The 12,796-nt window shown below is 43.4% G+C and carries 10 protein-coding genes; all 10 read right to left on the bottom strand.

The window, feature by feature from the left end:
* Positions 1-270: 270 nt before the first annotated feature.
* Positions 271-1,449 carry an aminotransferase class I/II-fold pyridoxal phosphate-dependent enzyme gene (locus NTX75_03960; GenBank protein MCX5815383.1) on the bottom strand — a complete coding sequence of 393 codons (1,179 nt, stop codon included), beginning with the start codon at positions 1,447-1,449 and terminating at the stop codon, positions 271-273.
* A gap of 240 nt (positions 1,450-1,689) precedes the next feature.
* On the bottom strand, positions 1,690-3,951 hold the full coding sequence (locus NTX75_03955; GenBank protein MCX5815382.1) for a hypothetical protein: 2,262 nt from the start codon (positions 3,949-3,951) through the stop codon (positions 1,690-1,692).
* A gap of 281 nt (positions 3,952-4,232) precedes the next feature.
* Complete coding sequence (locus NTX75_03950; GenBank protein ID MCX5815381.1) at positions 4,233-5,501, bottom strand: DegT/DnrJ/EryC1/StrS family aminotransferase; 1,269 nt, start codon at positions 5,499-5,501, stop codon at positions 4,233-4,235.
* A gap of 57 nt (positions 5,502-5,558) precedes the next feature.
* Positions 5,559-5,927, bottom strand: coding sequence for a four helix bundle protein (locus NTX75_03945; protein MCX5815380.1), 369 nt, complete (start codon positions 5,925-5,927; stop codon positions 5,559-5,561).
* Positions 5,928-5,959: 32 nt separating this feature from the next.
* The gene (locus NTX75_03940; protein MCX5815379.1) at positions 5,960-6,598 is read right to left on the bottom strand and encodes a DapH/DapD/GlmU-related protein; all 639 of its coding nucleotides are present in this window, start codon (positions 6,596-6,598) and stop codon (positions 5,960-5,962) included.
* Positions 6,595-6,957, bottom strand: coding sequence for a four helix bundle protein (locus tag NTX75_03935; GenBank protein ID MCX5815378.1), 363 nt, complete (start codon positions 6,955-6,957; stop codon positions 6,595-6,597). Before NTX75_03935 ends, NTX75_03940 begins: the two co-directional genes overlap by 4 nt.
* A gap of 21 nt (positions 6,958-6,978) precedes the next feature.
* Entirely contained in the window at positions 6,979-7,965 is a 987-nt protein-coding gene (locus tag NTX75_03930) for a Gfo/Idh/MocA family oxidoreductase (GenBank protein ID MCX5815377.1), read from the bottom strand.
* 657 nt (positions 7,966-8,622) lie between these two features.
* Positions 8,623-9,801 (bottom strand): glycosyltransferase family 4 protein, encoded by a 1,179-nt coding sequence (locus NTX75_03925; protein MCX5815376.1) that lies wholly within the window; start codon positions 9,799-9,801, stop codon positions 8,623-8,625.
* Between the two features lie 205 nt (positions 9,802-10,006).
* On the bottom strand, positions 10,007-11,071 hold the full coding sequence (locus tag NTX75_03920; GenBank protein MCX5815375.1) for a glycosyltransferase family 4 protein: 1,065 nt from the start codon (positions 11,069-11,071) through the stop codon (positions 10,007-10,009).
* 177 nt (positions 11,072-11,248) lie between these two features.
* Positions 11,249-12,793, bottom strand: coding sequence for a hypothetical protein (locus tag NTX75_03915; protein ID MCX5815374.1), 1,545 nt, complete (start codon positions 12,791-12,793; stop codon positions 11,249-11,251).
* Positions 12,794-12,796: the final 3 nt, after the last annotated feature.

Raw genomic sequence — 12,796 nt, 5'->3', positions numbered from 1 at the left:
TTATCTTTGATAAAACACAGATTCTTTTGTGTAACAGGGATAAAATCTGATAACAGCGGATGTGTTTTTCTTGGAACAGGCATTGTGATAAACCGGCAATCCCTGTTCCATACTCATGCTTCGCATATATTCAGCTACCCGCAGGGTATGCTGTTTGGGCAGAATTTGCGGTTTATCCATAATTCTGACCAAAAATTATTATATCATTTATCAGAATTTATCCGCTCTTATCCTTGTTAAAACAAAGATTTTTTTAATGAGTCTACTTTCCTAATAATTCAGGCATTGTTCGCTGGATTCAAAGATATTATTCCGATTTCTTCTTAAAAAGCTCTCAATTTTTTCCACATAATACTTGTCTATCTTTGTATGCGTGTGCAGGTTTACAAGATGCGCACTGAGTTTTTCCGCAATGGGGTTTTCGCCATAATGATAATGCCAGCGATGGACATCATCTGTAACCGGGTGGATAGGAGATAGAAACCAGTCTCCAATCTCGATCTTGCTTTTTCCCGCGTCTGCGAGAAACTTCTCCCGATCTTTCACCAAAAGGGGAAACTTTGTAAAGATATGCTCCGCATAATCAGGCTCAAACGGTACTTCGATACCCAGGTCCCCGAGGATGTTTTTATACAACTGTGCAATCGCTTTTCTGTGGTTGAGATTCGAGTCAAAACGTTTGAGTTCTTTTATGCCCCGGGCAGCCTGGATGGCAGACAGGCCTTTTAGAAACCCCTTCGGCATTCGGGGGCTTTTCAGTTCCTCGCCTTGCGAAGACCCAACTACAACGTTATGCCGGCTTAAAAACCGGTATGTAGTTATGGCAGTCCAGTATGTTGTCTGGTTGAGGAAATAGTCCTTTGCAATAAGTTGCATTTTCAACATTAATGTCTCGGCAAAAGAGGGGAGGGCGGCCTGTTTTTCCAGCTCAGACAACCTCAGGGAAAGCTCTGGATTCCTTGTCACCGCGAAACCGCCAATCCCAGTGGAAAATGGCTTATTCCACTGGGTGGAAAAGAATGCCGCATCTACAATCGTTCCGTTTGGCCGGCCTTTATAGTTACCACCAAAGCCGTGCGCACAGTCCTCAACAACACGGAGCCCATGTTTCCGTGCAACACCGCAGATTTCATCCAAGTCGGAAGAAAGCCCAAAGGTATTCTGGGCCAGGATTACCTTTGTTCTTTTAGTAATCTTGTCCTCAATCTTGGCGGGGTCCATATTGTAGGTTCGTGGATCAACATCAACATATACGGGTTTTGCGCCGATATACATAATTGCATTAGGCACAACCACACAGGTCAACGCGGGCAGTATAACCTCATCGCCCTCTTTGATCCCGAGAGCTCGCAATATGGCATACAAGGCAACGCGGCCTTTCCAGAAGAGGAACACACTACTTTCCGGGTCGAGATAATGTTTAATATTGGCTTTATAATCTTTGTGCATAGCTGTTTACGTAAATGAAAAATCTTCTTTTAACAGGGATAACATCGGATACACACGGATGAAAGCATACCGATTTTGGTCAGAATTATGGATACATCACAAATTCTGCCCAAACAGCATACCCTTCGGGTAGCTAAATATATGCAAAATCTTACATCCGCTCTTATCCGCCTTTATCCATGTTACATAAAAGATTATCTGCGGTTTGAAGAGGTAAATAGTAACCTTTGTGCATTGCTATCAGGGTTTGCCGAAATGGAATAACCGGGCACGGGTTTCACTTATTTTTACGCTATATATGCCATTTATGGGCTTTATCGTTTCATTTGTTTCGACATCAATTAACGTATGCCCTGATAATATTGGCGAAGAAAACGAAATGCCTTTCCCCACCGGCTCATAGGTTGAGTAATCGGAAACAAGGACCAATCCTTCTTCCCCTGATGTTTTTATACGAACGCCGGACCATCTGTCGATCCCGATCGGCTTTTCCGCCTTCCCATTCCTTATGATTTTCTCAAACCGAACCATCAATGCGTTTGCTTCTGCCATATATTTCATATCGCCGAGATCAATATCCTTCCCGTCATATATATAGTATCCCGCAAATTTCGGCGCCATCATCGCTTCCATAATCTGGTATTTCATTTGGCTATAGGGGTCAAGGGCACATGCGGGATGCATGTAGGTCAGGCCGGGAGATAGTGTCGGGGCGAGAGGTAAAGCATTATTTCCAAGTTTCATTTGAGAATGGTAGAGAGAATCCCCAACGAGCTTTGGGGAACCTCCAAACCCGGATTCTGCCCAATTAATGTACGTCTGCCTTATGTCAAAATCAAAAGCTTTAATGGTTTCTGCCGCGAAATCCTTATCAAAGGGAAGCCACGAGCTCACACCAAACAAAATATCAGCATTCAGCTTTTTTCTTTTTGCATGCTGAACAAGCTCATCCTTCATATCCTGAGCGGTTTTACCATAGTGCCACAAAACAAAGTCATTCCACAATATTTTGTATTCTGCATTGCCTCCCCAGCCTTGTTTCATAAATATTGCAGGGTCAATGTACGGCAACTTTGAATGCTTTCTAAAAAATTCCTCAAAGGTGTGCTTACATTTATCACAATAACACATACCGGGGCTTGCATCATCAAACGCAAAAAAATTGATCCCCGTCCCCAGCTTCTTCTTATATTCCACCATCTTTTTGGTCCAGTCAGGTCCACGGTATGATAAGCACCATCCAGCTTCACCTGTTCTTTTTCCGTTTATGTCCATAGCCTTTGCTTTTTCATCGGAAGCGCCATATGAAGCGATGTTCATCCAGTTGCTGAAGTATTTCATCCCGTTTTTTCGTAAAGCTTCTATTTTCCCTTTGAGGGTTTCATTGCCGCCTTGCATATCGAGGTTGCCTATACCGTTAAGACCGATATGTCTGAAATCTTCTCCTAACGCAGGGTTTTTATCCCCTGCCTGCATCTGGACATCCGAGATAAGCAGCAATTTCTCCGGTTGTTTCACCTTTTTTATATCGGTGATTTCCATGTTAAGCTTTTTCAGTTTTTCCTGACCGTTATCCCACTTTGCATAATAGTAAAATGGGAATGATCCTTTTGACGCCCTGGCTCGTACATACATAGTCATGGAAACCATTCCCGAATAACGTCCCGGAGTCTCCCCCCAGTAATCACGAATACCCACGGGAACAACGTAATTCGTAAATTGTTTCTCGTCGCCTTTGACATACGGAACATGAGCGATGACTCTGATGTATGGTTTGTCATTCACGGTTATTTGTTGCGTTTCCACTTTACTGGAGTAATCCGGACGTGTCCACGTTCCCTTCCATCCATCTTTGGGCCACTTGCACATCCTTCCCAGCGCAACATTCACAAGCTCCACTTCAGATGGAAGCTCAACAACGTATTGAATCTCTCCTGGCTTTTTGTCAACATCAAAAGTCCATTCAAAGGCAAAAGGAAGCGGTGATACAACATCCTGCGAAACATATGCCACATTATAATATTGGTACTCCAAACGGGCACAATTCTTACCAATTGCAGATTCACCTTCGTAAAGTTCAACCTGATCTACCCAGAACATGAATGGTCCGGTTCCCTTTAGTGGCACAAAAACAATTTTGGCATCCCCGACAGTATCACCCGAATCAACTATCGCTGAATAACGAAGCCAGTGCATTGGATTATATCTGAACATCTTCGTTACAGATAGACGTTTCCCAAAAACATTTACCTCCATTTCGCCCTTCTCGGGAAGACGGTACCAAAAGGAAAGGACATATTTTGCATGGGGTTTAATGTTGTGCAGGAGTCCATTCCATCCGGCTTGAGCATTCAACCCTCTCAGGGACATAATCAGCGCATGGTCGCTCTGAAAGCCGGGGGAACCAACCGAACAATTTTCCTGATTCTGAAGAGGAAATGCTGAATTATATTTCCAACCGATAGGTTCCCCTTTATCAAAAACCTCTACATCTCCATTCATAACAAGATTCTGCTCATCAAAAGCATTTTCATTAATTGCTCCTTTGGCTGTGGAACAACTTAATAAAAATATTGAGTTAAGAAAAAGGCAAGCAGCCACACAGATAAACCTATAAATTTGAGTCCTTCTATGTTTTATGGATAATTCCATATAAACGGGATACCATCGGGGTCAGGCTTGCAGAAATAGCTGATGGCTCATAGCGAGCAGATTTTTTTATAAAATTAAAAACTATTTATTTCTTTTAAATACTGTTTGTCCATAGCTTGTATGGTTGCATATTATATGAAAAACTCTTTAGTGGTCTCCGCTATATGGAGAATAACATCTTCGCTTTGTAAGGGTTCAATAGGCAAACTCAAGACCTCCTGCGCTCCTTTTTCGGCTTCCATTAATTCGTCATAAACCATGCATCTTCCGCCAAAAACCTTCATCTTATGTAAAGGCACAGGGTAGTAAACCATGCTATCGATGCCAGCGTCTTTCAGGTAGCGCTGGAGCGTGTCCCTGTTGGTGGATGAAAAACTATTGGCAAGGGGCGATGGGCGAGGGGCAAGAGATGAAGAACCGCTGAGGACGCGGAGCGTGTATTGGTGATAAACATGAGCGAAAGCAGGTGATGGGCTATGGGCTATGGGTGAATCAACCCCGGCCTGTGGCAAATGGCTAAGGGCTAAGGGCAAGATAAGACCGGGAAGGTCCTTTAGACCTTCATTATATATAGAAGCAATACGTTGGCGGCGGGAGTTGAATTCATCTATGTAGGGGAGCTTTGCAAGGAGGACCGCTGCTTGTAGGGTATCCATACGAGCATTGTAGCCGACGTGGTCAACATTATATTTGTCTTTACCACCATGTTTGATGAGCATACGGATAAGATCGGCAAGTTCATCATCATTGGTTGATACCATCCCTGCATCACCGAACCCACCGAGGTTCTTACTTGGAAAAAAACTGAAAGCGCCTGCATCGCCTATTGCCCCGAGCCTCTTGCCTCCCCGGGCAGCCCCAAACGCCTGGGCACAGTCTTCAACAACAAATAGGCTATGCTCGCTGGCGATACTCATGATTTTATCCACCTGGCAAGATTGACCATATAAATGAACCGGCACGACACCCACTACGTGGGTGGAGTTTTGAGTTTTGAGTTTTGAGTTTTGAGTTAAATACTCTCTAATTTGATTTGGATCGAGGTTATAGGTGATGGGGTCGATGTCGACGAAAAAGGGGGTGGCGCCAGCGCGGAGGATAGCATCGCCAGTGGCAGTAAAAGTAAATGGAGTGGTGATGATCAAATCGGAGCGGTCAAAATATTCCTGGCCTTTCGTTTTAATTGCTAGAGCGCGGAGGGCAAGGACAAGAGCGTCGGTGCCCGATGAAGTACCTATGCAGTATTTAACACCAAGATAATCTGAAACTTTGTCTTCAAATTCCTTTACTTCAGGACCAAGAATCCAATGCTGATGCTCAAGGCAACGGGCAATGGCAGCATCAATATCAGCTTTCATGTATTCGTATTCGAGTTTAAGATCGAGCATGGGAATTTTCATTTATTCACCTGGCATGGGGCAATGGGCTATAGGCTATAGGAAGGATAAAGTTCATGTTTATATCCTCGTCTCTTGACGGGCTTTTATTAGCTTACCGATCATTTTACCCAATTCTATGCATTTCAAATCGATTCCATCGTAAATACTTATACTGCAATATCCTATTTCACAGGCAATCTGCATTTGTGTCTGCAGTTCTGCAAGAGATCCTTTAGCAATGTAAAAGAATCTGACAGACTCCTTATCCGTATCTCGTTCATCACCCTCAGCAATGTTACTTGCGATGCTTACCGCACTGCGTCGAATCTGGTCACGTAAGCCAAAATCTTTACTTATTTCCCCCTGCATCGTAAGTTTATAGATATCCACAGCTAAATCTTTAGCTTTTTCCCAAACCTTCAACTCCTTAAACCCTTCTTTTCCCATTTTACCTTTGTCTATTATCTACCGCTTGCTTTCTATTTTTCAATTATTGGGGTTAGGCTATCACCGTCAATACAATACTGATTACCACAATAGCTACAGACTAAGGGGTCCGAAGAAGCCTTGCCCATTGCCCATTGCCCCTTGCCCGTCTTTATTGTCATTCCACACTTGCATGCCCACCCTACCTGCTTTGCAGGGACGCCGACGAAGATAGCGTAATCGGGAACATCAGATCTGACGAGTGCTCCAGCACCGATCATGGCGTACCGTCCTATAGTGGCACCACAGAGTATTGTTGCGTTGGCACCGATAGTGGCGCCTCTTTTCACTAATGTTGGCCGGAACTCTGTCTTTCGTTCAATGAATGCACGCGGGTTATAGACATTTGTGAACACACATGAAGGACCACAAAAAACCTCATCTTTAAGTGTCACACCTTTATATACTGAAACGTTGTTTTGAATCTTACATCTATTTCCTATGATAACATCCCGTTCTATACAAACGTTTTGGCCAATAATGCAGTTATTGCCAATTTTCGCTCCGCTCAGAATGTGGCTGAAATGCCAGATCTTCGTGCCTTCTCCTATTTCGACATCGGGATCAATGAAGCTGCTTTCATGAACGAAATATAGTGGCTGGTGGCTGGTGGCTGGTGGTTGGTCAATCATGACTGTTTTATTTTTCCTTTTAATGATGAAACGAGGGCATTCAGCATCTTCTTAATTGTTGTGAGGTTATCGATCAGTTTAGTTGGATCAATGAGATATCCTAATTTATGTGAGATTAAAATTTGTGTTTCTAATTCTGCTGATGAGCCAAGCGCTATATAGAGAAACTGTATGAATTCTTTAGTGCTGTTTCTTGAGAATCCCTCTGAAATATTGGACGGTATTGATACTGCCGATCTCCTCATCTGGTTGGTCAGGCTGAACATTTCTTCATGGGGAAAGCTTTTCGAAGTCTCATAAATATTTAATACAAAATCCACGCTTTTCTGCCAAACCTCTAATTCTTTAAAATCTTTCATTTCTTCACTATCCACCAGCCACTATCCACCAGCCACGGCTTTCAAAAACGGGTGATACTCTCCCTTAAGTCCTACTGGCTTTGCATTCCGTATCTCATGTGCGATTTCGATTGAAGGTTTTACATCATCCAGACCAAAACCATTACCCTTCAGGATTTCTTGGTAAGTAACTGTATGGAGGTCTGCAAAGCCTTCAGAGAATTCTAATTCTTCCTGGTCAATTGTTATTGAACGATATGTTGGTTTGCCCGCATCCCTTGCGGAAACGGGAAGATCATTGCTGTCTATTGACAAAAACCATCTTATTCTTGCCTTCTGCAATTCAAGGAATCCTGCGGCTTTCATGGGTTCTGAAATATGTACGATATTTGATTGAACATCCCCGAATATCCACTGGAGCATGTCGAAGAAATGGACGCCTATGTTTGTAGCCAACCCACCGGATTTTGCTAAATCGCCTTTCCAGGACACAAGATACCAACGGCCGCGGGAGGTGATATAGGTGAGGTCAATGTCATATTTTGGGCGAGGGGCGTTTGAGGCTAAAGACAAATGGCTAAGTGCAACGGCATCAACTTTCTGCTTGAGGGCTATGATGGAAGGGTGGTGGCGTAGCTGAAGAACTGTATTAACCTTCTTGCCTGATTCTTTCTCAATTTCTTTCAGTGCATCAATATTCCATGGGTTTAGAACAAGGGGCTTTTCGCAGATGGCGTCAGCACCTACCCGGAGCGCAAAGCGAATATGTGCATCATGAAGATAATTCGGAGAAGCTATACTAACATAATGAACCTTTTTCTCTTCTCCCATGCGCCTCAGCTTTTCGACATGTCTGTCAAGACGCTCAAACTCGACAAAAAAAGCAGATTCAGGGAAATAGTTATCGATGACTCCAACCGCATCATGCTTATCCATTGCAGCAACAAGTTTGTTACCCGTATCTTTTATTGCCCGCATGTGGCGTGGTGCAACGAATCCAGCCGCACCCAGTAAAACAAAGTTTTTCATTTCGTCCTCTTTGAGTTTATTTTAGCTCTATAAAATTCGAACTTAATTTTTCCTCTCGCCCGCTCCCCACGGTCGTTCGAGATTACTGAGAGGGTTGCGGGCAAATTTACTTCGATGTTGTTTCATGTGTGGTGACCCCCATTTTTTGGGGGTATGCAGGAGCTCAGGCATAGGTAATGTGATTGATATTATTAAGCAATTAACAACAATGGAAAAGTTTATAGGGTTCATAAGGTTAGGAACCGGGACAGTGCACTTGTTCATTTAAAGGGGTTTATGACCTGCATGCTGTTTTCGATGACCAGCCCATCCTGTAATTCTTCCGTATATAAAACTGAGCAACGGTTGTTCGTTGCAGCGGTGATAATCAGGGAATCCCGATAACTCAGCTTTAATTTCTTACCAAAATAAAGTTCCGGAAGCTGCTAACGGCAAGGGGATATGGGCAAGATGGTTTGGGCTATACCAGGGCAATTCCCAGATATAATTGAGAGAGTTCTTGCCTTTTTGTTGCCATCTTTGTGCCCATCCGTACGGAAGCCTGGCCTTTTCAGAAAAGAAAAACATTATTTTTTGAATTGAAATAGCCGCTAATCGCGGTCCAGTAGTTTTCCAGCGATGATATCATAAAACTCCTTTATTGCCCCAATCGTTGTTTCACCCAATTATATCCAAATATTTCTTAGCAAACGTCCTGTAGTCATGATTTTGCAAAACATACTCTCTGCCCCGCAACCCCATATCCCTACGATCTTCCTCGGATAACGACATCAACTGAATAACCGCATTAGCAATCATACCAGGGTCCTCTGGCGAACAAGATAAACCGCATCCACTTTCGGCAACAACATCATTAACAGCACCAGTTGAATGAATAACTGGTTTTGCCGCCATCATATAGTCCATAAGCTTATTAGGACTTACTCCAAACCGATATATGGGCTTGTTCTGCCATCCTATAAAACATACATCAAACATATCAAGGAGGGAGGGGATCGCCGATTTGGGAATATCCGGAAGGAATGTGACAGACTGCAATTCCATTCGAGACACCTTGGACTGAAGGTAAGCCTTTTTAATTCCTTTTCCAACAAGAACAAACGCAACATTCTCTTGCCTCAGTAGATTAGAGGCTTCAACAAGTGAATTGAGAGCATTACCAATACCGTGCTCACCTGTATACCCCACGATGAATTTTCGCTCACTTCTGAGAACATCCAGTGCCTGTTTATGCATTTCTGGAAGCTCATTAATCCCTTTTCCCCATCCAGTTATGTCGATTCCATTCGGGATATATGCAAACTTCCCATCGACCAAACCGTGGATCTTCATGTGTTCCTCTGTGCCCGGCAAAACTGAAACAACTTTATCCGCTGCACGATAAGCAAAATCTTCCGTACGCTGCATTGCCATGATGAACGGATGCCTCTTTGATATCCCCACAAGCTCTACCAGTGAGAGTGGCCATAAATCACGTACCTCGAAAACTAATTTAGCCCTTGCCTTTTTCCGTAGATAGTAAGCAGGAAAAATAATAAAGGGATGAGGCGATGATGCAACCACGGCATCTGGCTGGCTCATCTCTATAATCTGGCTGGAAAACCTATAAAGTTGTCCAACAAAGACTCCTATGTTGAGGACACGGCCAACACCATTACCATGATACTCAGGTGTTTTGAGCCACACATAATGAATTCCGTCAATCACTTCTTCGGTCAGACCGCGCGAAAGTACTGGCTGATTTGTACGGATATGAGAAAATGAAGCTGCTGTTATCGTCACCTTATGCCCAAGCCGTACCCATTCTCTGGCAAGGTAGTAGGGTCGGTATTCCATGCCGTAACGGGGTGACCCGGCATAGTGGTTAATCAACAAGATATTCATTATTGAGACGGAAATGGTTTGGCTGAGCTGAGCTGATTGTAGGCATCCATTTGGTTAAGATAGTAAGCAATATCGGATAACCAAAATACACGTATGCTACAACCCCTAATAATAACCAGAATAGAAAGTATGCCATTGTCTTAAATGTAAGCTTACGCTATGAACTTGCCTCGGTATCTTGAGCCGACATTGCCTTCATAGCTTCCAATATTTGCTGTCTTCTCCTGTAAAGAGGAAATTCCTCTATAATTCTCTGTCTTGCTTTTTTTCCATAATCGTCGGGCAACGTCATTGCATATTTGATTTTGCTGGCAAGGTTTTGAGGGGTTACATCATCAACATAGAAGCCTGTGTCACCCACTACTTCAGGGATTGCGGCAGTTCTTGACACGACAGGAATGCATTCACAGAGCATTGCCTCTGCCAGCGAACAGCCAAATGCCTCATGAAGCGAAACCTGTACATAAACCTTAGCCAACGACAACCATCTCATTAATTCCTCATCGCTAACCTGGCCGGTAAAAACAACATTCTCAGAGGCAATATTACGAAGATAATCAATGGCGTCATCGTGCCACTTCCCTATTAAAATGAATTGTACATCAAGAAGATACTTTGCACTTCGAACAAACCTCTCATACCCTTTGCGCTGCACACGCTCCCAGTCTACTCCTCCAACTGTGATGGCAACCCGCTCAGTTCCAATGCTGGACAGATTCTGAAAATCATTCGAGTCAAATCCATGGTACAATATCCTGATCTTCTGATGATCTACCTTTGCATTCTTTATGGTTTCTTGTTCATTGTACCTCGATACGGGAAGAACAAGATCAGCGTACTTAAAAACAAACAAAGGACACCATTTCTTCCACCAATAACAAAACAAACCATACTTAAGCTTTGGTAGATATACAACATCATCACCGCCTGCCACCACAACGGCCTTTTTCCCCAATAATTTTGAAAATAAAACAGCAAAAAAAGCATGTAATTTGCCAAACCATGAGAACGTAACATCAGCCCACTGTGTAGCGGACCAGATAGCGTGGACACTTCGAAGCCCCCTAAACCAAACTTCACGGACTTCATACGCAGAGCGTAAGATTTCCAGGTCCTTTTGGACAAAAGATTGAAGACCTTGATGAACAAAAAGTATCCGCAAGCTTCGCGCTTTTTTATGGTCGAGTGCTATTAAATCACAATAGCTTGATTGAATATTCATCAAACAGTTGTTAGGTTATTTTTGTAAGCACGTCGCTGATCGTATTTTCAGTGTTGTACGCGACAAAACGGATCAACAACCTCGGTTTAGTGTCAATCCTGCGTGGAGTTTGAAGCATAATAATTTTTCTACGCTGTTGTAAAGGTTCTGTTTCCACACCTGCCTTTTATAACCTTATTACCAGAAAAACACGCTCTTGCAAACAAGAACCTGGAGACCCTGTAACCCAAATAGAATCAGCCCCGCCGAAACCATTTCCTTTTCTTGCTGGATAGATTCTAATTCATACAGACCGCCAATTATAAATATCGGCGCAAGAAATGCCCACAATCTTTGAGTTTCAAGCGAAATGCCACTTACATCTAAAAGCAAAATATAGAATACAAGCAGCACTACAAGCAGGCGACCGGGGAATAGTTTCATATCAGATTGCTTCGCAGGTTTAACTGACCGTGTCAGGGCAAGCAGAAACTGCAGGGAAATTGGAATGCCAACCCAGAAAAAAAACTCCAACACGTTTGTCGGCAGTGATATTAGAAACTTCGTACCGCCCATATCACACATAACCGTTGTCCACATCCAGACAACATACTTTATGACAAACTTTTCCCAGAAGAATATGACCATGTTGAGCCCGGTAGCAAAACGGATGACGAAGATCGCAACCACGCTGATGACAAACAAGCCGATAGCCACATTGACGGCCTGCCTTGCCATTTTTCGGTTGGCTGTGTCTGTCAGCCAATAAAATCGAACAACCATGAAGAGTATACAGAAGACGAGCAGTGCCAACGACACCCAGTTAAAAAGTGTACTAACAATTGCTATCAACAAAGCGGCCGAAGTCCACAGCCAGGATTGTCGATCCAGTCCGTAGAATAGAAACATTATTACCAGGGCTGTTATTGGTATCATGAGTTGATAATTCCACGCCATGGAAAACGTAAAGCCCGCCGACACCATAGGGTTCAGCGAAAATATCATTACCCCAATTAACGCAGCGGTTCTTGACATAATTTGTTTAATTACAAAGTACAAGGGGAAAATACACAAACCTGTAACGAGCAGGAAGCTCACTGCCACCACCACGCTTCGCTCTTCAAGTGTAGATTTCAGCCCAAGCGCGCTTGCAGCCCAAAGACCTGCCTGGTCAAAGCCGTAATACGTGAGTACAAAGGCTGGAGCTTTACTCATCATTGGCCCTAGCAGCTGCCCGTCAACACCGACATAGTCGGTTATATGTGCAAGATAGTTTGACACACTGTCAATTCGACTCGCAATGTTCATATAACTTGGACTTCCTCCCCACGGAGACCGCAAAGCCTCTGCGCCAAGGGTATGCCAATCACCCATTATTAAGTATTGGGTGAAAATCGGCGTTCCAACAAATGTTAAGTACGCCGCAGCTAAGGCAACAATTGTGGACGTCTTGGAACTAAGTAGCTTTCGCCACAGAAATATCCCTGCTGCCAAGAGTAGCAGGAAAGCAATGGTCAACAAAGATTTCCTTAACCAAAACCATTTATTGACTTGACCCACAAACTTTTGGTTTACAGCATCTGCCCACCAATAACTACTGACATGACCAATGACCGGTATCCCGATGGGAAGTATCATAAGGGCAATCAACATTAGTAAAAAAAGAGTTGGAATAATGTAGAAAATCGACCTAAGTCTGGTGTCAGCATGGACTTCGTCATACCAGTAAATTATAAAATTCATAAT

Source organism: Pseudomonadota bacterium (assembly GCA_026388315.1).
GTDB lineage: Bacteria > Desulfobacterota > Syntrophorhabdia > Syntrophorhabdales > Syntrophorhabdaceae > MWEV01.
Note: the sequence above shows the minus strand (reverse complement) of the source record. Positions and strands in the feature narration are given on the sequence as shown.